The sequence below is a fragment of the Vibrio sp. 10N.247.311.12 genome (assembly GCF_041467515.1).
Classification (GTDB): Bacteria; Pseudomonadota; Gammaproteobacteria; order Enterobacterales; family Vibrionaceae; genus Vibrio; species Vibrio crassostreae_C.
This window is the reverse complement of record NZ_JBFSUV010000006.1, coordinates 69,643-93,501: the sequence shown is the minus strand read 5'-3', so window position 1 is coordinate 93,501 and position 23,859 is coordinate 69,643. Positions and strand designations below refer to the sequence as shown.

The following is a 23,859-nucleotide window of genomic DNA, read 5'->3' as shown; positions in this document are numbered from 1 at the left end:
TTTAAAATCAATGAGTTCCCGAATAATTACCTAGAGGCTTTGTTGCTATGAAAGTAGTTGCTTTAGAGTTAATGGCAGCTCCCCTACGCCTAAGCGTTGTGCTGCCGTGAGCCCTTGCTTATCTTGGTAGCACAGATTGTGCCAAGCTCTAAATATGTCGAGCAATGGAAGAATGCCCCCAGGACGAAGCTTACGTCTGGGCTCATTAATAAAGCTATCAAATAACAACTGAAAGCGCTGTTGATAGAACTTAGTTTGTTGAATTGAGGCTGTGTTAAACCACTGTTTTGGTTCTGGATTGTTACCGGTTAGGTAGCAGATACCTTTCTGGTTATCACCCTGATTGGCAATAGCCCAGCGATCTCGCCACCAACTCATGTGAACGATGTCGATCTTTTCAAAACTTTGGTCGTCTTGCCAGCCTGAATCTTCTTCGACATACATGAGGTCAATATTTTGACTCTGAATGCGCGGCAAACATACACTTAAAGCGGCAGATCTTAGTAATGGATCTTGTGGCATATAGATGGCGACATGCTTGTCTTCGTTACACATATCCAACACATGTAAGAAGTGAGCATAAGAGGTATAAGGCGGTCGAATGAGAGCGCCTTTTGAAGGGTAACTAAATGTGGTGAGGTTACCCATAGGGTCCTCAACGTTACCTCTCGCAAGAATCACTTGGTACTGCTGTTCAATGCGCTCTTTTAGTTTGTCAGAGGGCTGAGGCAGTTCGAGATTTGCTTCTGAAGAGTGCTCTTTGGATACAAATCGTGCCACATCATCATAAGGGTTATGGTCGACGTTTCCTGATGGTTCTTCATTTTGAGAGTAGTTAACGTGTTGGCAAAGTATATAGCCAGAATGCGCCTCGCCCGTCGCTATCCACACCACACCGTTGTTACTTTGTGGTTGCAGACGCTGGTAGTGAGATGCGAACTCGTAATCTTTCGCATGGTTAACCCATCGTGCATCGATCATCGCTAATTTACGACGACAACGGCTCGCGATATGGTCAACATGATCATAGAAAGTCTTTGGGTTGATCTCTAATTTTCGGCAGATTTCACGTACGGAATAGCCCATGAACAGTAAGCCCATGAGGTTCTCTTGAAATTGGAGTTTTTTATTGGATCCAGACCATTTATCAACGAAGGTTGTTTGGCAGTCTTTGCATCGATAACGCTGCCTGTCGCCACTGTAGCCGAAGGCATGATAAAGATGTTTATGGGTATGAACCGATAAGCCGAAGTTATCGCAATCATCATTACGACAAGCAGGGAGCCCGTCGCTGTGAAGTTGTCTTAGGCGATGAAGTTCGCTTAACACTTCACGATTGTTAAGTAAGGGGGGGAAAGCTCCACATTCACGACAAACCATCGCTGGACGCTTAGGGTTCGCGTGTTGCAAAACATACCGTTTTGCATCGCTCAAGCCAAAGTTGTCACACGCCAATGTTTTACAAAAGTTGAGTTGCAAACCATCCGCATCTTTTGGCAGCTTGTCGTTAGACACGATCTCCCCCTCGGGATTATTTGAGCAGCCAAGCGAGCCTGGCTGCGGGGTAACGCTTTTCAATGTATCTTTTATCAAATCGTTAGATGTTGATTGCTGTCTCTAGAGCAACTTTCATCATGTCGTTGAAAGACTTTTGACGCTCTTCAGAACTTAGTTTTTCACCACGGATGATGTGGTCAGATACTGTTAGGATAGTTAGTGCTTTAGCACCAAGGTCTGCAGCAACGCCGTAGATACCAGCCGCTTCCATATCAACACCTAGGATGCCTAGCTTTTCCATTTTTTCGAAAAGGTCAGCTTCTGGAGTGTAGAAAAGGTCTGCAGAGAATACGTTACCAACTTTAACTGGAACTTCTTGTGCACGAGCTTGGTTTACTGCTTCTTCTAGAAGACCGAAATCAGCGATAGCAGCGAAGTCGTGGTTGTTGAAACGAATGCGGTTTACTTTTGAGTCAGTAGATGCACCCATGCCGATAACAACGTCCATTAGTTTAACGTCGTCACGTACCGCGCCACAGCTACCTACACGAATAACGTTTTTCACGCCGAACTCAGCGATTAGCTCGTGTACGTAGATGCAGCATGATGGGATACCCATACCGTGGCCCATTACAGAAACTTTCTTACCTTTGTAAGTGCCTGTGTAGCCAAACATGTTGCGAACGTCACAAACTTGCTTCACGTCATCAAGGAATGTTTCTGCAATGTATTTTGCGCGAAGCGGGTCGCCCGGCATAAGTACTGTTTCTGCGAAATCACCAGCTTGAGCATTAATATGAGGTGTAGCCATGGTCGTTCTCCAAAGTTTAAACGGTAATTATAGGAACAGGATTTAATCAATTACCGATTCTGTTGAATTGAATTCGTTTTGTTGAGGCAATATTAGCGAGTTAGAACGTGGCTCCATGAGACTTTAGTCACAAAATAGGTCTGCCATTATAGTTTTATTAATATTGATAACCAAATATGTTGAAAGCGTAAAGGCAATCGATTTTGTATGGGTAAATTGCAAGTGAATGAGAAGAAAAGGCTTACATATAAACTTGTTGCCTATTAGTTTCGAGACAACAATACGTTGTAGAGACGTTTGATCAGAGATAATCTAAACTTTGATAAAAGACAAACCAAGGATTTGTATGTCGTATTGCGTTAACTCGACGCCTTTTCAGTCAATGAAAACACGACTCCACAGGGCGGCGTCGCTTGTTGTAAGAACTACTTTGCTTGCCAGCGGGATAGCTTCATCGTGGGTGTCTGCTGCAACCTTTGAATTGCCACCAACGGAAAGCCGCATTGTGGGCAGAATCCAGCAGCATGAAGTGGCGGCGGGCGAAACCTTGGCCATCATTGCCAAGCAATACGATATTGGTTTTCTCTCTTTAATGGCAGCCAACAAAGGGGTGGATCCTTTTCTTCCCGCGGAAGGCTATGTGTTAAGCATTCCAAGCCGCTTGATTTTGCCTGACACCCCAAGAAAGGGGATTGTCATCAATCTTGCTGAGTTAAGGTTGTATTACTTTGAGCCTGAGAAAAATCAGGTGCATGTTTTCCCTGTCGGCATCGGTCGAGTGGGGCGTGATACTCCCGAGATGATCACTAAGATAAGCCAAAAAAGACCGAATCCAACATGGACGCCACCAAATTCAATCCGCAACGAGTATCTTGAAAAGGGCATTGAATTACCGAGAGTGGTTCCTGCCGGGCCGGAAAATCCATTGGGAGAGTACGCTTTGAGGCTTGCTTATGGCGCTGGCGACTATTTGATCCATGGTACAAACAAAGATTTCGGGATAGGTTTACGAGTTAGCTCTGGTTGTATCCGAATGGAACCTAAAGACATTGAGTGGCTGTTTGAGCAAGTGAACCGTGGTGAACAGGTCACCATTATCAATGAGCCGATTAAGGTGTCATTAGAGCCTGATAGAAGTGTGTTTGTAGAAGCGCACGAGCCATTAACTCGAAGTGATGGTTCAAAGAAATCATTACAGATCCCTGTGGAACTAAAATGGTGGCTTGAAGACGCAGAACTGCCAAATTCAAAGGCGAAAGCGGTTATCTTTGCTCAAAACGGCGTACCTGTAGAGATAGCACCACCTGTGATTGAGTTTTAATTCGATTGCCTCTTCTGCAACAAGGGGCGGTTTTATCTTGTTTACTCGCATTAGTGTCACCCAAAAAAAGCACCACATCCGATAAGAAGTGGTGCTGTCTATATACTGCTTTTTGCGACTTATTTAATCTACAGCTTAATCGCGATTAGATCTCAAACTACTTAGTGTAAGACTCAGCGATGTTGTCGATGCGTTCGTTAGCACGATCCGCTTCTTCTTTCGCTGCCATAGCGGCTGCTTCTGCTTCTTGAGCCTTCATTTCTGCGGCTGCTTTGTCACTCTTAAGTGCTTCAACTTCGCTTGTAAGTTGAGCCACTTGGTTAGTTAGTTGATCCATTTCTGACACTGCAGCTTCTTCTGGTTCTGAAGAACAACCGGCTAAAATGAAAACTGATGCTGCAGCTGCGATTAACGTCTTATTCATAAGAACTCCTTGCTTATTTATCATCAAAAGATGCGCTATACATTCTTTATCATATAGTCGCTTCATTAATGATTGTAGCGACTAATTTTTTAACTGCAAAAACAATAACTAAAGAAATTGCTAAATTTTTGAGTTAATTAGCTAAGTATCACGTTGTGTCTCATTTATGAGATGAAGGATTTAGAGACGACTTGAAGGTGTTTTTGGAGAGCTATCCCTTTGCTAGCAATGCATACGTTGTTCTAGCTAAAGATAGATAAAGGGATAAATTTACTGTGATCTCTATCCTTATAAAGTACTTTCGCGGTATCATGTCACGTTAAATTAATTTTATTCAATACCATCATGACTGGAGAGTCCTTTGCACTTTAAAGATTTAGGCTTAGATAACCGCTTACTGAAGAACTTAAAACATTACGACTTCAAGAAGGCGACAGAGATCCAATCAAAAGCGATCCCTGTTGCTATTGCTGGTAAGGATCTATTGGCTTCATCAAAAACGGGATCAGGAAAAACATTGGCGTTTGTGTTGCCAATGATACATAAAGCATTAAAAACAAAAGCGTTTTCTGCTAAAGATCCTCGTGGTGTAATTTTGGCTCCTACTCGTGAGCTAGCGAAGCAAGTTTACGGCGAACTGCGTAGCATGCTTGGTGGTCTGTCTTATGAAGCGGCGCTTATCTTAGGTGGTGAGAACTTTAACGACCAAGTTAAAGCACTGCGTAAGTACCCTCGTTTTATCGTTGCGACTCCAGGCCGTCTTGCTGACCACCTAGAACATCGTTCATTGTTCCTAGATGGTGTTGAAACGCTAATCCTTGATGAAGCGGACCGTATGCTTGATCTGGGTTTCGCTCCAGAACTTCGTCGCATTGCCAATGCAGCTAAACACCGTCGTCGTCAAACGTTGATGTTCTCTGCAACGTTAGATCACGCTGAAGTAAATGGCATTGCAAATGAAATGCTAGACGCACCTAAGCGTATCTCTGTTGGTGTTTCTAACGAGCAACACTTAGATATCACACAGAAATTCTACTTATGTGATCACCTAGATCACAAAGAAGCGATTTTAGACCGTGTACTGGAAGAAGCTGAATACCGTCAGGTAATGATCTTCACAGCAACACGCGCTGATACTGACCGTTTAACAGATAAGTTGAACGAGAAGAAGCTTAAAGCGGTAGCACTGAGTGGTAACCTAAACCAAACGCAACGTAATGCTATTATGAGCCAGTTTGAGCGTGCGGTTTACAAGATTCTGGTAACAACCGATGTTGCTTCTCGTGGTATTGATATTCCAAACGTAAGCCACGTGATCAACTTTGATATGCCGAAGCATACGGAAGAGTACGTGCACCGTGTAGGTCGTACTGGCCGTGCGGGTAACAAAGGCGATGCGATTTCTTTGGTTGGTCCAAAAGACTGGGACAGCTTCAAGCGTGTTGAACTTTACCTTCAACAAGATTTGACCTTCTCTGTACTTGAAGGCCTAAAAGGTAAATTCAAAGGCATTAAGCCACGTAAGCCTGCGTTTGCTAAAGGCGGTCCTGCTAAGAAGAAGACCAACACTCAAGCGAAGAAAACGCCGAAGAAACCAGTTAAGCGCGATAAGAGCTTCCACCAAAATGTGGCCGTGGGTGATACCGTGTTTATCCCTAAGAAGAAAGTCGCACCAAAAGTGGACGACGAGTAATCACCAGCCAGTTTTAAAGCGTTTGCTAGTAAAACTGACATAAATAAAAACCGCCAATATTAGGCGGTTTTTTTGTATCTCGACCTTGGCTCAGCCATTACTTTTCGATATTTAGTTAGAAATTGAACGTCGAGAACGAATACGCCAAGATGTGGTCGGCAATGTATTTATGAGTAGCTGTAGTTGGGTGTGTCACGCCCCAAAATACATAACTGTCTGAACCATAGGTGGCACAGTCATTGGTTAAGCTGTGGCTTCGCAAGTAGTCCGCGGCTGAGCTTCGATTGATATTAAGACAAGCATCACTCGCGTTTCGAAAGCCATGTTGTTCTGGGTTATCGGTAATGCTGGCGAACAACGCACTTGCATCGAACAACACCACGTTTTTCCCCATACCTTGGTAATACTCGGCTTGAGCTTTGATGAACTGGTTGAATTCTAAGATCTTGCCACGAACTTTTATTATCTCTTGTTCGGTAGAGTATTTGAATTGAGGGGCTTTGGTTGCATCGGGTAAGGTGAACAGCAGGATATTGTTCGCACCAGATTCTGTTAAGCGGATCAGCGCGCTGCTAAAGTCAGCCTTTACATCGGCGACTTCTCGGTTGTAATTCATGAAGTCATTGAGGCCAAACTCTAAAGTAAACAGTGAGTTTTCCGGACGATAGTTTTTGGCGACTTTCATGTAGGTCAGATAAGAGGTGACTTGATCATAAACACCAGTCAATGCCACGTATTGGTTGGTACCTGCGGCGCCACCCACAGCCCAGTTATACAGAGGGACATCTTTCGCTTTTGCTAAATACTCCGTCCAGACTAAACCATTCGAAAAGTGCCCTAAAAACCACGAATCTGCGTTCGGAAAAACCCATTGTGAGCCATTAAATAGATTACCAGTGTCGGACAGGCTATCACCAAAGGTGACAATACGATTGATGCTACTGGCTTGAAAAGCGTTGTCGTTGGTCCAGATTGAGTGGTTGTAAGAGAAGCGATTATCTGCGGCAAAGTAGGTGATGTCAGCGGCGTCATGTTGGATGTCGAGCGTCTGTTCGCAACGTTGTTTAATTTCCGATTGCGGGGCATCGCTGTAGAACATGTTTTTGAATGAAACGGAAGACCACCAATATCCGTTGATCGTGTAGTAATCACCACTCTCTTTCTTTGCCCACTTCCAGTCGGTGGCTGGGGAATCATGAGAGGCATCGGTTCGATACCAACATCTAACATATGAATAGGTCTCTGAGCCTTGTGCACTGAGTACTTGTGCAGATGTAATCGATTCAGGTGTTGGTATTGAGTCTTCAGCGGCATAAGCGCCAAAAGGCAGGGCTAACGTGAGTATTAAAGCCGTATTTTTCATCACTGTATTCTCTTTTATATTTAGATGAGCCAAACAGAAACGCTGTTGCTTGTTTCTTGTTTCTTGATAAGTGGATAAGTGGATAAGTGGATAAGTGGATAAGTGGATAAGTGGATAAGTGGTACGACCTATATCTAAAATCAATAATTAGCGTCAATATATTCAGGGTTGTGGTGTGTCGTTAATGGAATAAGCCTCAAGTTATCAACGAGTTTTTGGTTGAAAAATACCTGTTTCCAAACGGTTATTTGTCGAATAATTTTGGTTTATTGAGAATGTTGAATTGATATTTGAGTCGGGATATTGAAAGAACAATCTCATCAACCTTAGTTAAATGTTAATTTAATCAATTGCTTATGTTTTTTCTCCTGATTCTGTTTGCCTGATGTTCATCGCACCTGTTTAATTCAAGTTCGCCATCACAAATATGAAGTCGTTACTTTCTGTTTTATAAAATCATCATCTACGGTTCTTTTACTCATCAGAGGTCTAATCTGTTTAAGGAAAGAGCATTGAAAAAGATATTAATTTGGACGATAGCCTGCCTATCCAGTTTTGGCGTATATGCCGGAACGAGCGCATCAGCATTAGAAGCCAGCGGATACACTGAAACGAAATACCCCATTATGTTGGTACATGGTCTGTTTGGTTTCGATACATTAGCGGGCGTTGACTATTTCTATGGCGTACCTGAATCCCTAACCAAAGATGGCGCGAACGTATATGTCGCTCAGATCTCTGCAACCAACAGTTCAGAGGTCCGTGGTGAACAGTTACTCAGCCAAGTTGAAACGCTGTTAGCTGCAACAGGAGCAAGTAAGGTGAATCTGGTTGGTCATAGCCACGGTGGGCCTACGGCTCGTTATGTTGCGTCAGTTCGACCTGATCTTGTTGCTTCAGTGACCAGTATTGGCGGTGTGCATAAAGGTTCTAAGGTCGCTGATCTCGTTCGAGGGAACGTATCTGAAGGCTCTGTCACAGAAGGTATCGCGGTTAAATTAGCAGGTGGATTAACGACACTGATTAACCTTTTATCTGGTGGAACGGATCTCGACCAAGACGGCCTCGCTTCTCTTGAAGCATTGACCACAGAAGGCTCGCTAGCCTTCAACCAGTTTTACCCTGAGGGCGTTCCGACGTCTGAGTGTGGCGATGGTGAGTGGCAAGCAAGTAACGGCGTTTATTACTATTCATGGACAGGGTCTTCCACTTTTACCAACCTTCTTGATCCTACCGACGGAGCGATGACAATCCTAGGCTTAGCCTTCAACGAACCTAATGATGGCTTAGTAGGAGCATGCAGCGCGCATTTGGGCAAAGTGATTGGTGATGATTACAAAATGAACCACCTAGATGAGATTAATGGGTTATTGGGAATTCACCACTTGTTTGAGACAGATCCTGTAACTCTATATCGTCAGCATGCCAATCGATTGAAGTTGGCTGGCTTGTAGTCTGCAAAGCCGTTTAACAAGAAAACAAGGGAAGTATGATGAAAAAGACCGCCATTTTGTCGATAACCACGATAGCCCTGATGAGCACAGCGGCGGTCTTTTTATATCTAAATAATCAAGATACACATACTGACGACGAACAACGCGTCTCCTCATTGAAAGTCACCTCTCAGCAAGATACCGACATCGATAATGCATCAGCAAAAGACATGATGGAATATTTCGTGTCAGGTAATGCAGAATTAACCCTTGAAGATATTCGAGACAACGTGGCGAAACACCACGAACAAGCATCAACAACCGTGGTTGATGAAGCACTGTTTGCCAAATATCTTGAGTATAAGTCGGCACTGACATCGTTGGACGTGCAGTTCGGTACCACATCCATTTCCGCTGATGATCTACGTGCACTCAATCAAGCGCTCCTTGACCTCCAAGCTCAGTTTTTCAGTGAGAGCGAGATAAGTATTCTGTTTACGCACGACAACAGAATGAGAGAAATCGCCTTAGAAAAGTTACTTCTGAAACAGGAGGGATTAGAGGATGAAGAATACCAACAAAGACTCGAATCCTATCTATCTGAGCAACCTGATTATGTTCAGTCGAGTCACCAGAATCAGGTGTTACTCCAACAGCTCTCTAGCTCTGAAGGTCTCGATGAACAGGGTAAATACTTAAAGAGAAGCGAACTTGTCGGTGAAGAAGCAACCCAGAGACTTGAAGCACTTGATAAACAAAGAGCGGCCTTTGAAGACTCGTTAGAGGTCTACTTCGCAGAACGAAATGATGTCTTGAAAGATTCATTCCTATCAAAAACCGAACAACAAGAGAAGATTGCGCAACTTAGGACTGAACATTTCCTACCAGAACAGCTTAGAAGGGTAGAAGCGATTGAAAGAATTCGAGCGGCTGAATCTCGTCAGTAGTGTCTAAAAGCGAAAAACCAGCCATGATGGCTGGCTTTTTGTTTATCGGCGAGTTCTAAAGAGCATACAGCCTGAATCTGTTTGCCTTGAACTTCGTACCTTGAAGCCTATACCTTAAAGTAATCCAACTGCTGTTTCTGTTGTTCGGCTAGGTTAGATAGCTCGTGGCTTGCTGCAGCGGCTTGAGTAATGCCGGTAACGTTTTGGCTTACTAGGCTGTAGATGTTTGAGATGTTACGGTTGATGTCTGAGGTTACTTGGCTTTGCTCTTCGGCGGCAGAGGCAACCTGAGTGTTAATCTCAGTCATGTCCGTTACCGAGTTAGCAATGCCTGAAAGCGCCGCGCTTACTTCACCTGCAAGAGTTTGGTTGTGTTCCAGCATAGATAATGAGCTGCTCATGCTTTCATTCGCGTTACCGGATTGAACCTGCAAACCTTCTATGATGGTTTGGATCTCTTTGGTTGAATCTTGTGTACGTGCCGCTAGCATTCGAACTTCATCAGCAACCACTGCGAAACCACGACCGCTTTCACCTGCACGAGCGGCTTCGATTGCTGCGTTAAGCGCCAGCAGGTTAGTTTGTTCAGAGATACTTTGAATTACCTCAATCACTTTACCAATCTGTTCAGAGTGCTCTTTTAGCGTGCCCACAACATTTGCAGCTTCGCTTAGCTGAATCGCCATCTGTTCGTTAGCTTTGTTGCTTTCATTAAACAAGCTCATGCTGTGTGTCGCCATTTCGTCAGCTTGCTTAGACGCTGAGTCGGCTTGTACTGCGTTCTCATTAACGTGTGCTGCTGTGCTTTCCAATTGGTTCACAGCAGAAGCAACTTGCTCCACCTCTTGCTTCTCTTGGTCTGAGTTAACGCTGGACTGTGTCATTACAGCCGCTAGCTCTGTCGACGCAGAAGCCACTTCGATACTGATTCGAGACAGCGAGCTTACCGTGTCACGCAGCTGTTCAACAGACTGGTTTACGTCTTGCGCTAGGCGTGAGATTTCGTTGTCGCCATACTCTTCTGCTTTAACTAACAAGTTACCTTTTGCTACTTCCCGCATCGTTTCTTGAATGTTGCTGATCGGCTTAACAATGATGCCAGCCAGCGTCCAACTGATAATTAGAGCTACAGATAGGATCACTAGAAGCGCAATGGTTGCGGTATCGAGTGTGCTGGTGTGTTGCTGACCATTGATGTCGACTTCTTGAGTCGCAAGCAGATTCAACTTTTTAGAAAGCGTGTTGATCGCTTGCACCATGTCATTACCCGCGTGTCGGTATTGGTCGATTGCGATCTGGTAGCGGTTTTCAAAATCTGAAGAGAGTGATGTATCGCCGTGTTTCGCTCTTAATAGAGGAAGCATGGTGGTGCGAGAAAAGTCGACATAGTGATTCATCGCTTTGTTCATCGCGGCCACTTCATCTTGCATGCCTGGCACTGTGTCTAATGAATTCAGTAGGCGAGTATTCTGATCGCGTTTTTGGTTTAGTGTTTCAACCAATGTTTTTACGTCATCAGCATTGAATAGACTGTAAATCGCTTTGATGCGCATGCCATAGCTGTTGTCGACGATTTCGCTAAGTTCTTCTTTATGTAAGATTAACTGGTCGGTTGCTACTGACACATCTTTGAATGCACTTTCTAGTTTTTCACCACCGATAATGACACCGGCTAAAAGTAAGACAACGGAAAATAGTACGGGTATAAGAATTTGTATTTTGATTGATAAGCCACTGAGAAGTTGGCGCATGTAATGTCCTTCTTTGAATAAAATAAAAAGATGAGAATTATTATTATTAGAATTAGTTGGCGATTCTAACTAATGAGACTGACAATTCAATCAGTAAAGGCTTTGATTTCGTTATATGCGATAGGTATTTGATATAGATGGTTATTTATTGTTCTAAATGGCGATAAAGGTGGATCTTTTTATCCATCGTGTTAGGGCTAATTGATTGATAAATAGAGAAATATATTGGTTAGTATTCGATATAAATAGGGAAGGAAATCTAGCTTTTTGGTGCTCAAACGATGGTGAGACCTGCATTCACTAACTGCATCTGATGGGGGCGCGACTATCAATTCATCGAGTAGGAGAGAAATTAGCCATTAATTTGTAGTTGTCATATAGGCTTCAATTAAGTGAAACACAACTGTCACATTCGGATTCTAAAGTAGGCCTCGTTCAAGCAAAACATTACGGCAATAACGCCACTAAAGGAAATTTGTGATGAAAAAGACAGTTATCGGTGCAATCGCACTACTAGGCGCTCTAACAGTGAATACAGCTTCAGCTAAAGAAACTATCTCTGTAGTTGGCTCTAACAGTGCTTCTCCACTGGTTGAAGTTTTTGCAGAAACCTACATGAATAAAGGCGAACCAGTGTTCATCGAAATTCAAGCACCAGGTTCTTCTGCAGGCATCAAAGCAGCAAAAAATGGAAGTGCTGACCTTGGTATCTCTTCTCGTGACCTAAAAGAAGAAGAGAAAACAGCTGACCTGAAAGAGCTAGTTATCGCTCGTGACGGTATCGCAGTTGTTGTTAACCCGAACAACGAAGTATCTGCTCTTACTGCTGAGCAAATCACTTCAATCTACAAAGGCGACATCACTAACTGGAAAGATGTTGGCGGTGCTGACAAGCCAATCGTAGCAATCACTCGTGATACTGCATCAGGTACACGTGGTGCATTCGAAGACATCATGAAGCTTAAGAAGAAGATTGGCGATAAGAAAGTATCGGCTATCTCTCAACGTGCACAAGTTGCAAACGGTAACGGCGCACTTAAAGTTTCTGTAGCAAGCAACCCATACGCTATCGGCTTTATCTCTCTAGGTACAGTTGACGAATCTGTTCAAGCTCTAACTATCGACGGCGCTGCTGCGACTGTAGACAACGTTAAGAACGGTTCTTACAAAGTTGCTCGTCCATTCCTAGTTCTTTACAAAGCAGGTGCTCCAACAGCTGAAACTCAACAATTCCTAGATTGGATGGTTGCAGATGAAGCTCAAGCTATCGCTGGTAAGAAAGGCTACATCACAGTTAACTAATCTTAACTGACTCAATCTTAATTATTGCTCAGCCTGCTTTAGGCTGAGCCTTTTCTTTCAACTTTGTTTATTTCGAGCTCTTATTGAGCCACAAAGTTTGAGATTTTATATATGACCATCGCAAATAGTGAAAAGCTTATGAATACTGAAGCGACTCAAATCAACAAGCCAAGTCTACGTGCTAAGAAGCGCATCGACTGGAGAGAAAGAATCTTCCACGGCTTGTTCTTATCGAGTGCTGTAATCGGCATCGTATCACTAGCCGTTATCGCTTACTTTATCGTTGCAGAGAGTATCCCTGCATTCCAAGAGGCCGGTGTTTCTGGCATCGTTCTGGGTGTTGACTGGTTACCTCCAGCTCTATTCGGTGTTGCAACCATGATTGTTGCATCGATTGTTTCGACACTTGGAGCTGTAGTTGTTGGTGTGCCAGTTGGTGTATTAACCGCTATTTTTATTGCTGAGATTGCTCCAAAGCGTCTTGCAGATATTATTCGACCAGCAGTTGAGCTTCTAGCGGGTATCCCGTCGGTAGTTTACGGCTTCTTCGGTCTAGTAATTATCGTTCCAATGATTCAAAACGTTTTCCAAGTACCAGCGGGTAACACTATCCTGGCGGGTATCATTGTTCTGGGTATCATGATTCTTCCTACCGTTATCACGGTTTCTGAAACTTCGATTCGTGCGGTACCTCGTACATACAAAGAAGGTTCACTTGCACTGGGTGCTTCGAAAATCTACACGATTTTTAAGCTACTCGTTCCTGCTGCACGTTCAGGCATTATGACTGGTGTGATTTTGGGTATCGGCCGCGCACTTGGCGAAACGATGGCAATCATCATGGTTATGGGTAACGCGCCAGCAATGCCAGAAGGCATTTTGGACTCTGCTCGTACGCTAACAGCAAACATTGCAATTGAAATGTCTTACGCAAGTGGCGTTCACGCTAACGCACTGTACGCAACAGGTGTTGTACTTCTAGTGTTCATCATGATGTTAAATGGTGCTCTACTTTATCTTAACCGTGAAAAAGCGAAGTAGGCGAGGATAAGTAATATGGATCGCGTAAAACTAAAACAAGCACGTCAAACCAAAGATAACATCCTAAAAGGTTTTATCTGGGCAGCTGCAGCTGTAACCGTTGGTTTCTTATTCTGGATTATTTGGTACATCCTATCGAACGGTCTGCAATACGTAGATTGGAACTTCATCACTGACGATTACACTCGTACTGGTGAAGAACGTGGTATTTTCCCAATGATCATTGCCACGATCTACATGGTAATCGCATCGATTGCGGTAGCCGCGCCACTGGGCATCATGACGGCGATATACTTAACTGAATATGCGAAAGTAGGTAGCCGATTGGTGAAAGTGATTCGATTCTGTACTGAGTCGTTAGCTGGTATCCCATCGATCATCTTTGGTCTGTTCGGTATGACCTTCTTTGTTTCGATTCTTGGTCTTGGCTTCTCGATTCTGTCGGGTGCACTAACGCTAAGTATCCTGATTCTTCCTGTAATCATTCGTACTACAGAAGAAGCATTGATGGCAGTGCCACAAACTTACCGCGAAGGCTCATACGGCCTTGGCGCTTCAAAAATCTACACTATCTGGCGTTTGATCTTACCAAGCGCAATGCCAGGTATCTTAACTTCGGTCATTCTTAGTATTGGTCGTGTAATTGGCGAATCAGCACCTGTATTTTTAACAGCAGGTATGGTGGCACGTGTTCCTGAGTCGGTATTCGATTCTGGCCGTACACTAACGGTTCACCTATATAAGCTGACAACAGAGCTATTTACTATCGATGAGTGGAACCAAGCCTACGGCACGGCGACAGTCCTAATCGTACTGGTTCTCTTGATCAACATGGTTACAAAACTGATTGCGAGACGCTTCAACACGGCAACTTACTAAGCTCATTAGCTGGCTCATAAATAAAGCGAGCCCCCGTGATAAAGAAAGCATCAAGTTAGACACGAATTTAAGAATTTAGAGATTACGAACATGAATAAATTTGATATTGAGAACCTAGATCTGTTTTACGGCGACAACCAAGCGCTTAAATCTATCAACCTGCCAATTCCAACTCGCCAGGTTACTGCTCTGATTGGCCCGTCTGGCTGTGGTAAATCAACACTATTGCGTTGTTTGAACCGCATGAATGACCTAATTGAAGGCGTTACGATTAAGGGTAAGCTGGATATGGATGGCACTGACATCTACGGTAATATCGATGTCGCTGACCTACGTATCCGCGTAGGCATGGTATTCCAAAAGCCAAACCCGTTCCCAATGAGCATCTACGAGAACGTGGCATACGGCCTACGTGCTCAAGGTATCAAAGACAAAAAACACATCGATGAAGTGGTTGAGCGCTCGCTACGCAGTGCTGCACTGTGGGATGAAGTAAAAGACCGTCTTAAAGCGCATGCATTTGGTCTGTCTGGTGGTCAACAACAGCGTCTATGTATTGCACGTACCATTGCAATGGAACCAGATGTAATCCTGATGGATGAACCAACATCGGCTCTAGACCCAATCGCGACACACAAGATTGAAGAATTGATGGAAGATCTGAAGAAAGACTTCACTATCGTTATCGTAACGCACTCAATGCAGCAAGCGCGTCGTATCTCAGACCGCACGGCTTTCTTCCTAATGGGAGAGCTTGTAGAGCATAACGAAACCAGCGTTATTTTCAGTGAACCAAAAGATGATCGTACTAAAGGTTACGTAAACGGTGACTTCGGTTAATCGACGATTTACGTGTGGTATTTAAGCGATTAGATACCTTTACACACTAACTGAAACGCAGGTTAGATAATCGAATAGAACAACAGAATTATCACTATAACTATAAGCGATGGAAGTTTTGCCCCACTATAGGTGGGGCTTTTTTATGTGTCTAAAAAATCCCCAATGTCGATGTGATTTTGGGCAGAGAATCCCATTTTTGTCGTCCTTCTCATGCTTGTGATAATGTTAAAGGTGAAACTGCGACCCGCTTAACATCTCATTTTCACTTACATTGATTGCATATCAAGCCTTCTGTATTTTTGCTTTATTCTTAATCGCCAATGGAAGGAAGCTGTGCCTGTTAAAGCCTTTGCAAAACAAATATCTGCGACACGCGACCATCGTCTGTTGGCTGAGTCTCTTTTTGACTATCTGGTTAAGGTACTTACTCCAAAAGGGATAGGAATATTTGCTGAACCGACGCCGGAGAGCGACGCATTACCGCTTTTTTCTTATGGCGACCTAACCTCATTGGCGAGCTACCCCTCTACATTTTGGCCGTGGGTCTCACAGTTTGATACCGCAGACGGGGTTTTGCCAATGGCTATCAACACCTGCAAGTGGGAACACATGAAAGTGCTTGGTGGGGAGTCGTTTATCATGATGCTCGACAACGCACCTGCCTCCAGAACTTATTTAATTGTTCAAAATTGCAATGCTGAGAAGGTTAATCAAACCTTTGACCAAGATCTTGATGTGTTACAGCTCGCGGCTGCCCGTTGGCAATGTATTCGTGCCGAAAAGAACGCGGCGCTAGAAATCAAACACAGAGACACACGTGAAGCTCAATACTTAGATGAGATAAAGTTACGTGAGCTGTTTGTAGAGAACATGAAGCTGGTTCATCAGGTCGCGCTTGAGCTTTCTAACCCTGAGTCACTCGATGCTTTGTATAAAGCATCGGTTGAGGCTGTGCGAGACAGGTTAGGGTTTGATCGTGCGATCTTCATGTTGCTTGATATGAAAAAGCGTTGTTTCAGTGGAACTTATGGCACTGACGAAGCGGGTAAAACCAACAGTGAACACCACACTCAATACGATTTGCACCAACTTGAAGCGGAATACATTGAAGCGCTGTCTGATAACCATACTAATCTAGTCATCATCGATAATGCGCCCCTGTATACAGAAGGTAAGGTGGTCGGGCAGGGGTGGAATGGCATGCTTATCTTGCGTGAAGGCGACAAACCTGTCGGCTGGATCGCCATGGATAACTACATTCATCGCTCACCGATTACTAACTATCAAAAGCAGATGCTTGAGTCTTTTGGCTCTTTGCTTTCTCAAATCTATATTCGCAAGCGCCAAGAGCAGAACATACGTATGTTGCACTCGAGTATGGTGGAGCTGTCTCGCTGCGATACCGTCAGTGAAGTGTGTAAATCTGCAGTGAGCTTTGCGATTCAGCATTTAGGCATCGACCGACTGGCTGTTTTCCTCACCGATAAAAATTGCAGTTACATGCAAGGTACGTGGGGCACGGACATAAAAGGCGATATTGTCGATGAATCCTATTATCGCTCAGAGCTGGTGGAGCGTGACATTGTCGCCGCAGCACGAGCCTGTCCTAACCAAGTCGCCTTTGAAGAGTCCGTGCCTATCTATCACGATTTCAATATTGTGGGAGTCGGTTGGACTGCAATGACGATGCTCACCACCAATACGGGTGAACCGATTGCGTTTATCGCTGCAGATAACTTGTTAACTCGCAGCCCTTTAACCTCACAACTGCGTGAAGTGATACGTATCTTCGCTTCGAGTTTAGCGGAGGTGCTACAGAGAACTATGGCGCAAGAGGAGCTCAAAAAGCTCAATGAGACGCTAGAGCAAGAGGTCAGTAAGCGCACTCAAGAGCTTGAAAGAGCCAATGAACAGTTAGACATCATTTCTAAGCTAGACCCACTGACGCGCCTTGGAAACCGCCGTATGTTGTCGCAGGTTCTAGAAGACTTGAACGGTGACGATCAAGGTGCCTTTGCCTTACAGAACGAAATTACATTTGGCTTGATTCTTGTCGACCTCGACCACTTTGGTTTGTACAACAGTGTCTATGGTCATACTGAAGGGGATGCGGCTCTGAGGACGGTAGGTGAGATACTGAATGCCCATGTTCACAATGATAAAGAAACCTTCTGCCGGATTGGCGGAGAGGAGTTTATGTTGTTGATGATCGGCACTCATCACTCTGAAACTAAACAGCGTGCAGAGTCGATCAGAAAATGCATTGAAGAGGCAAAGATCCTTCATTGTGAAAGCAGTACCAGCCAGTATTTAACCGCATCTGTCGGCTATGCCTCGATAACGTCTGACCAGCATCAGTTCGATTTTGATTTGTTGTATGGCAAGGCAGATAAAGCCTTGTATCAAGCCAAAGACTCGGGGCGAAATCGAATTGTTTCTGCCTTAAAACGTAAAAAAGTCACAGCCTCTCTTTCTTAAAATAAAGGCCGTTGATCTCAAGATGATCAACGGCCTTTGTGCTTTACTGTTCTTGATGAACAGCGTCGACTAAAGATTTTCTAGCGAACTATTATGCTTTTTACTCGCAACTCTCTTGGGCTTCTTCACCGTTTTGATTGCCAGCTCAGGGCTCCATGTTTGGGCTGGTGAACCGGCTTCACCATAAAGGCTTTGGTTTAGCTTGGTGAGTTCGGCTTCAACGGTTTGTAACGTCTCATCACTTAGATCTGTATTTTCAGATTTCCATTGCTCAAATAAGGTTCTGGTCATCACGCCATCTTTCGTTCTTAGAGCTTCAATAAGCGCTTCTGCGGTATCTGATTGACGTTCAACAGTGTGTGTTGGTTTTGTCGTTACACCGCGGCGTGACCAGAAGTAGAATGCCAATGCTGAGCTGATTAGCCACAAAGCTGCAAATAGGGCGGTGAGATAAGGCCAGAATCCTGGGCTATCGACGTTAATCACTGTTGGTGCTGTTTGTTGGAGCGGCGCGCTAGCAACAGGAGGTGTGCTTGATACAACACGATCACTTGCTGTTACTGTTAGCTCTAGGCCCTGAGCTTTACTGGTTTGTTCTGATTGGGCATCAGTATTGAACCAAGCTTGGGAAACATCCGGAAGTGAGATGTTTCCTGCCTCTTTTGGGATTAGAACCTGTTTATGCACCACCACCGCATCGCCGGACTGTGTTGTGCCAAATTGCGGTTTTTCTTCATAAACACGAACCGATTTAGGGTAGGTGATATTCAGTTTTGGTAGTTGGTGCTGCGTTAAGTTACTCGCCGTCATGGTAATAGTACGAGTTAAAGAATCCCCCGCTTCTATTTCGATGGCTTGCTTGTCGCCTTCTAATCCATTGGTACTGGTTAATTCGTTACCTTGGCTATCCGACCATTGCTGTATCAATTTGAAGTTTGATGTTGGTAACCACTCACCCTTGTAGCCTTTTGGCACATCCTTTACGGTGACATCTAAGATTTCAACGGGCGTGTCGAGCTGGAAAAGGCGCGTTTTGCTTGAGTTGTTGGTTGAGTAAACAACGGCTCCAGTCAGCTTCGGTCCGTTAAGCTTAAATTGACCTGCTTTTTGTGACGAGATACGGAATGACTGTTGAACTACCGTCACCTCCTTTCCATTGAGAACGTCTTGAAATTGCTTCGATTCCCCAATAGGTTCCACATCTAAGCCTGAAGAGCTCGGTGGCGCTATTTTAGGATCTTGCAGCCTTCTTGGGTCAGCTTTGATGATGAGTTTTACATCAAGCTCAGCCACTTCTTCTGGGTACAGCGAGTTCTTGCTGAGATTAAGCTGGAACTCTGCCATATCATGTTGAGTTGGAGCGGCTTTGTTAATTGCAACATTGATGGTGATAGGCTTGGTTTTTGCCCCTTCAATATCAAAACTCGGGATTTGCAACTTACCCAAACGCAGTGGAGCAAGGCTAATGTTCCATTCACTTGATACCGAACGGCTGCCATTGACGATTCGCATCGACGACCCAAAGTTTGGTGTGCCAACATAGAAATCCTGCTGGAGCGCTGTTAGATCTAGAGCATCAGAGGAGACCTTTTCATCGGTTGCAACTCTAAGAAGGAACACTTCATCTTTGGTGACACTGTTATGTGAAACGCTCGCCACGGCGTTTGCAGCCAATACTGAGAAGGACGAGAAAGCTCCCAACAACAATGTTAGGAGTACGGATAAAAATGGCTTGTTTAAAAATCGCATGGTTACCACTTTTTGTTCTGGTTGTTAGGAGCACTTTTTTGTCGTGCTTGTAAAATCATTTGCGCTTTAAGCAGTTGGCTCGGGTCACGGGCGCTTTCTACTTGCTCAAGTTTTCGCATGTCAGGGTCGCTCGACAGAGGTTGATCTGAGGTTTGTGCTACAGCTTGCTGACTACTTTGCTCACCATCTTCTTTTGAAGCTTGTTGTGCGCTAGCACTTTGAGGTGTAGCGCCTTCTTGGTCACTCTGTTTCGGCTGATCACTGTTACTTTGTTGCGTGGCTTGCTTGTCGTCTTGTTTAGACTTTTCAGAGTCAGAGTGATTTTCAGGTTGGCCTTGAGATGAGTTTTGGTCTTGGCTACCGCGTTGATCTTGGTTACTGCTTTGATCTTGCGACTTGCCACTGGAGCTTTGTTGTTGATCCTGAGAGCTTTGCGAAGAATCATTTTGCTGACCTTGCTGACCTTGCTGACCTTGCTGACCTTGCTGACCTTGCTGACCTTGCTGATTTTGGTCATTCTGGTCTTTGGAGTCAGAATCGCCTTGCTGTTGCTGTTGCTGTTGCTGTTGCTGTTGCTGTTGCTGTTGCTGTTGCTTCTGAGCCTGTTCGACAATCTCTAGGTTCTTCTTCGCATAAGCATGTTCAGGGTTGCTTTCAAGAATACGTTGATACTCTTGGATCGCTTGGTCGTACTTACCTTGTTGGGCTTGAGCGTTAGCAAGGTTGTAGCGAGCATCTTCACTAGAAAGCTCTTGCAGCGTCTGCTCTGCGGCTTCGAAATCACCGGCTTTGTATTGAGCAATGCCTTTCCACTCTTGTTGGGTGAACTGTTCAGCAGCTTGTTGGAAGTCCTCGTCCTGATACAGCTGATAGCCTACTTGATCATTGGTTTTCCACGGGTTCGCAAACGCAGTATTTGGTTGGCTAAAAGAGATAACTCCAGCTAAGGCACACCAAATAACCCCTTTCCTGAATAATCCAAGTGCCGGAAGTAATAGCAAAGGCAGTAACCAGAAACCGTTGTTCACTCTGGTGTTGAGTGAGTTCTTGGTCTTGGTTACTTCCGATGTTGTTGCAACGCGGTCGAGGTAGCTCGCGATGTGTTCAACATCTGAGTTATCAAATTGAACTTCAGTGAACGTGCCACCATAGCTGCGTGTAAGCTCGCGCATGTTCTTCAAGTTGGTTCTTGCCACCACGGTTTGTCCTGAGTCGCTTTGCAGCATCGACCCCGTAGGTAACGAGATTGGCGCACCGTTTTCACTCCCTACAGCTAGAATCGACAATGTCCAATCGTTGCCAGAGAGTAGGGAGTCGATCTGCTTCTTCTCTTGGTCATCGATGTCATCAGCAATCAATACCAAATCACCTTGGTAGATCTTCGCGCGAGTCATCATATCAATCGCAAGCTTAACGGCTGATGCGGCATCACCACCTTGATAAGGCATGATATCTGGCGATAGGTTAGGCACTAGGTTTTTGATGGTGTTGATGTCTGACGTTAGCGGGCTAATGGTGTAAGCATCCCCAGCATACGCCACCATGCCTGTTAGCCCTTCCTTCCATAATGAAAGCAGATCAAGAGCCTTGTATCGCGCTTGAGTTAAGCGATTCGGCTTAATATCGGTGGCATACATTGACATCGACATGTCCATGATCACAACTCGTGCCTGCGTTTTTTCAAAGCTTGGTTGTTCGTTTTTCTCGAAGCTTGGCCCAGCTAACGCAATAACGCCGACCAGCCACCAAATACCGAAGTAAGTACTGCGATTTTTCGATGGCTTGCTTGATTCTGGCGCCAAGTAACGGGCGATGTGTGACGCGAGTAATCCTTGTTTGGACTGTGTCTTGCTCAGCCACCAAATAGCGGGCAGCACGGCAAGCGCCAAGAACCAATATGGGTAGATAAAAGTAAAGTTAGACATTTTTTCTCCTAATGGCTAACAGCATAAATGCGAAGAACATTGCCGCCGACAGTGGCCATACAAACCACTCTTGTTGCGGTCGCCAGATCTTAGTGGCGTTCGTCACGGGCTCTAACTGGTTAATGGTGTCGTAAATCGTCGCTAACTCTTTGCTGTCACGCGCTCGGAAGTACTGACCGCCGGTGCGTTTGGCAATTTCTATTAGTGTACGTTCATCCAAGTCTTGAGCAGTATTGACTTTGCGCGTCATGAAGAACTCTTTGACCATCATCTCGCCTGCACCGACACCCACGGTGTAAATCGTTGCGTCGTATTTCTTTGCAATATCCGCCGCTTCTAATGGGTCTAATACCCCGGCGGTATTACTGCCGTCGCTGAGTAGAATCATTACACGTTGGGGCGCATCGCTATCGACAAAGGTTTTGGTGGCAAGACCAATACCATCACCAATCGCTGTTTGAGTACCAATCAGCTTTAACACCGCTTGATTGAGCTGTTGTGAAAGCGTATCTCTATCTAGCGTAAGCGGGGTCTGCAAGTAGGCGTGATCAGCAAATAACACCAGTCCAACTCGGTCGCCTTTTCGTCGCTCAATAAAGTCACTCAATACGCGTTTCACCGCCGATAAGCGGTCGATGTACTCGCCATTGAATTGCATGTCCTCTTGGCTCATGGAGTAGGAGAGGTCGACAACCAACATCAAATCACGGTGCTTCGGTTGAAACTCAACGGGTTCGCCATACCATACAGGGCGTGCGCTCGCCGTAACCAGCAGAAGCCAGATAATCACGGACAACGCCTTTGGTAAGCGACTGCTCGGTGTTTTGGTATTACTGTCTTCTGGCAGAAATGGAAGTCTTAGGGCATTGCTTGATTCTGACTTTGGTGAGAACAAGTAAACGAGCAACGGCAGTGGCGCGATGAAGAACATCCACCACCAAACGAACTCGATGTTTAGCAAGTCCCCGCTTAGAAACATAGGGCTTAGAAAATCACTCATAACGACCTCGCTTAGGAGGAAGGGCTTTACGAAGCCAAGTTTCGCAATCATTAACTAATTGTTGTTGAGCCTTTTTCTGTTCGTCATTCATAAGGGCTACATCTTGATAGAGCGCTTGTTGCCACTGGGATTGTTTTGCTACAAATAACGGCTTCGCCAATTGCGCATCTAAGAACTTCAACCAATCATCACCAGACAAACCTGCAATTTTTTCACGAGGGAAATAGCTCAGTGCTGCTTGACGAACGATGTCTTGAGCTTTGCTCGGAGACAAGCCATCTTGGGACTGACTATTACTAAAGTAAGACAGCGCTTCTTGTTTCGCCTGTTGATTGTTTTTTCTACGTTTTAGAATGAAAAACACCAAGGCAATCAGGAAAATGGCTGTGATAATGACTGCCCACCAACCCCACGCCAAAGGCCACCAAGTCGGGGCGTCTGGCGCAATCACCGGACTTAAATCTAAGGGCTGTTTCATGACTGAGCTCCTGATATCTGGCTCATGAGTGACTGCGCACTCGACAGCGAGCTATAAGGTATCGCGAGAGATAACCCCATCTGTTGCAGCTGCTGTTTCTTAAGCGAAAAAGCATGGTTAAGCTTTTGCTTTTCTTTATTAGAAGAGAAATTAAACCATTGAGTTTTGCTGCCATCGGTGACCTGTTTAGAGCCTTTATAGGTGGTTTCACCTTGCTCTAGCGGGTCGTAGAAATGCACAAGACGTACTCTGTTGTGTCGGCGAATTTGACTGATAAGTGAGTAGTCACTTTCTTGGTAACGCACAAAGTCACTGAGCATAATAATATCGCTTCCTTTAGGGCAAAGCTGGTGCAGAGATTTCAGTCCATGCTCTAAGGTCGTGTCATTATGATTGTCGTGATTAGTCAGTGCCGTATTATTGATTTCTATGACTTTTTGCAAAATACGCAGTGGAGCATGGTTGCTTGCACTTGGCTTAATCTCAATGACCTCTTTGCCAGTATCGATCACCGCGCCAATTCGATCTTTTTGAGCCACAGTAAGCCAGCACAGTTGGCTAGCAAAGTGTGCAAGTTGAACCGATTTCAGCAACAAGGTTGAGCCGAAAATCATACTGCTTGATAGATCCAAGAATAAAATGACAGGCTGTTCTCGTTCTTCAGAGAAAAGTTTGGTATGCGCTTTGCCCGTTCTGGCTGTTACACGCCAATCAATGCTGCGAATGTCATCTCCCGCTTGATATTGACGAACTTCAGAGAAATTCATCCCGCGACCTTTACGATTGCTCTCGTGTTGACCGTTTAGTTGCGACCACAGGCTCTTGGCTGGAGGTAACCAGCGAACAGACTGCGCTTTGTATTGCAGCAGTTCATCCAGATTTAACGTGACGCCGTCACTATGGTTGGGTAATTGATTATTCATG

At 44.8% G+C, this 23,859-nt stretch carries 19 protein-coding genes; 9 read left to right on the top strand and 10 right to left on the bottom strand.

Annotated elements, in window-relative coordinates; all coding sequences use genetic code 11:
• Positions 1–45 precede the first annotated feature (45 nt).
• Entirely contained in the window at positions 46–1,515 is a 1,470-nt protein-coding gene (locus AB6E30_RS04765) for a lactate dehydrogenase (protein ID WP_017061879.1), read from the bottom strand.
• Between the two features lie 82 nt (positions 1,516–1,597).
• Positions 1,598–2,308: a purine-nucleoside phosphorylase gene (gene deoD / locus AB6E30_RS04760; RefSeq protein ID WP_017061880.1), complete on the bottom strand. Its 711-nt coding sequence runs from the start codon at positions 2,306–2,308 to the stop codon at positions 1,598–1,600.
• A gap of 346 nt (positions 2,309–2,654) precedes the next feature.
• Here deoD and AB6E30_RS04755 point away from each other — a divergent pair, with 346 nt between their 5' ends.
• Complete coding sequence (locus AB6E30_RS04755) at positions 2,655–3,629, top strand: L,D-transpeptidase family protein (RefSeq protein ID WP_137001438.1); 975 nt, start codon at positions 2,655–2,657, stop codon at positions 3,627–3,629.
• A 157-nt stretch (positions 3,630–3,786) separates the two neighbouring features.
• Here AB6E30_RS04755 and AB6E30_RS04750 read toward each other — a convergent pair whose 3' ends face one another.
• Positions 3,787–4,053 (bottom strand): Lpp/OprI family alanine-zipper lipoprotein, encoded by a 267-nt coding sequence (locus AB6E30_RS04750; protein WP_017061882.1) that lies wholly within the window; start codon positions 4,051–4,053, stop codon positions 3,787–3,789.
• Positions 4,054–4,414: 361 nt separating this feature from the next.
• Here AB6E30_RS04750 and AB6E30_RS04745 point away from each other — a divergent pair, with 361 nt between their 5' ends.
• On the top strand, positions 4,415–5,746 hold the full coding sequence (locus AB6E30_RS04745) for a DEAD/DEAH box helicase (RefSeq protein ID WP_017061883.1): 1,332 nt from the start codon (positions 4,415–4,417) through the stop codon (positions 5,744–5,746).
• A 115-nt stretch (positions 5,747–5,861) separates the two neighbouring features.
• On the opposite strand, the gene AB6E30_RS04740 is transcribed toward AB6E30_RS04745, so the two are convergent.
• Positions 5,862–7,109, bottom strand: a complete 1,248-nt coding sequence (locus AB6E30_RS04740; protein ID WP_102332720.1) for an SGNH/GDSL hydrolase family protein — start codon at positions 7,107–7,109, stop codon at positions 5,862–5,864.
• Positions 7,110–7,621: 512 nt separating this feature from the next.
• On the opposite strand from AB6E30_RS04740, the gene AB6E30_RS04735 reads away from it, so the two are divergent.
• The gene (locus AB6E30_RS04735) at positions 7,622–8,563 is read left to right on the top strand and encodes a triacylglycerol lipase (protein WP_137001439.1); all 942 of its coding nucleotides are present in this window, start codon (positions 7,622–7,624) and stop codon (positions 8,561–8,563) included.
• 38 nt (positions 8,564–8,601) lie between these two features.
• Entirely contained in the window at positions 8,602–9,489 is an 888-nt protein-coding gene (locus AB6E30_RS04730) for a lipase secretion chaperone (RefSeq protein WP_017060037.1), read from the top strand.
• A gap of 107 nt (positions 9,490–9,596) precedes the next feature.
• Here the strand turns inward: AB6E30_RS04730 and AB6E30_RS04725 are convergent, their stop codons facing one another.
• Positions 9,597–11,240, bottom strand: a complete 1,644-nt coding sequence (locus AB6E30_RS04725) for a methyl-accepting chemotaxis protein (protein ID WP_136981746.1) — start codon at positions 11,238–11,240, stop codon at positions 9,597–9,599.
• Between the two features lie 480 nt (positions 11,241–11,720).
• Here AB6E30_RS04725 and AB6E30_RS04720 point away from each other — a divergent pair, with 480 nt between their 5' ends.
• From AB6E30_RS04720 to AB6E30_RS04700, 5 genes are all read left to right on the top strand, one after another.
• Complete coding sequence (locus AB6E30_RS04720) at positions 11,721–12,542, top strand: phosphate ABC transporter substrate-binding protein (RefSeq protein WP_017064254.1); 822 nt, start codon at positions 11,721–11,723, stop codon at positions 12,540–12,542.
• 111 nt (positions 12,543–12,653) lie between these two features.
• Positions 12,654–13,583, top strand: coding sequence for a phosphate ABC transporter permease subunit PstC (gene pstC, locus AB6E30_RS04715; protein ID WP_017064255.1), 930 nt, complete (start codon positions 12,654–12,656; stop codon positions 13,581–13,583).
• 15 nt (positions 13,584–13,598) lie between these two features.
• Positions 13,599–14,462: a phosphate ABC transporter permease PstA gene (gene pstA, locus AB6E30_RS04710; RefSeq protein WP_017064256.1), complete on the top strand. Its 864-nt coding sequence runs from the start codon at positions 13,599–13,601 to the stop codon at positions 14,460–14,462.
• Positions 14,463–14,552: 90 nt separating this feature from the next.
• Positions 14,553–15,302, top strand: a complete 750-nt coding sequence (gene pstB, locus AB6E30_RS04705; protein ID WP_004737715.1) for a phosphate ABC transporter ATP-binding protein PstB — start codon at positions 14,553–14,555, stop codon at positions 15,300–15,302.
• A 336-nt stretch (positions 15,303–15,638) separates the two neighbouring features.
• The gene (locus AB6E30_RS04700; protein ID WP_372102778.1) at positions 15,639–17,783 is read left to right on the top strand and encodes a GGDEF domain-containing protein; all 2,145 of its coding nucleotides are present in this window, start codon (positions 15,639–15,641) and stop codon (positions 17,781–17,783) included.
• A 69-nt stretch (positions 17,784–17,852) separates the two neighbouring features.
• Here the strand turns inward: AB6E30_RS04700 and AB6E30_RS04695 are convergent, their stop codons facing one another.
• The 5 genes from AB6E30_RS04695 to AB6E30_RS04675 are packed head-to-tail and all read right to left on the bottom strand — an operon-like array spanning position 17,853 to position 23,858.
• Complete coding sequence (locus tag AB6E30_RS04695; RefSeq protein ID WP_372102777.1) at positions 17,853–19,532, bottom strand: BatD family protein; 1,680 nt, start codon at positions 19,530–19,532, stop codon at positions 17,853–17,855.
• A gap of 2 nt (positions 19,533–19,534) precedes the next feature.
• Positions 19,535–21,457: a VWA domain-containing protein gene (locus AB6E30_RS04690; protein WP_372102775.1), complete on the bottom strand. Its 1,923-nt coding sequence runs from the start codon at positions 21,455–21,457 to the stop codon at positions 19,535–19,537.
• Positions 21,450–22,457 carry a VWA domain-containing protein gene (locus AB6E30_RS04685; protein WP_372102773.1) on the bottom strand — a complete coding sequence of 336 codons (1,008 nt, stop codon included), beginning with the start codon at positions 22,455–22,457 and terminating at the stop codon, positions 21,450–21,452. Before AB6E30_RS04685 ends, AB6E30_RS04690 begins: the two co-directional genes overlap by 8 nt.
• Complete coding sequence (locus AB6E30_RS04680; RefSeq protein ID WP_017065687.1) at positions 22,450–22,935, bottom strand: DUF4381 domain-containing protein; 486 nt, start codon at positions 22,933–22,935, stop codon at positions 22,450–22,452. Before AB6E30_RS04680 ends, AB6E30_RS04685 begins: the two co-directional genes overlap by 8 nt.
• Positions 22,932–23,858, bottom strand: coding sequence for a DUF58 domain-containing protein (locus AB6E30_RS04675; protein WP_017060044.1), 927 nt, complete (start codon positions 23,856–23,858; stop codon positions 22,932–22,934). The genes AB6E30_RS04680 and AB6E30_RS04675 overlap by 4 nt, the downstream gene beginning before the upstream one ends.
• Position 23,859: the final 1 nt, after the last annotated feature.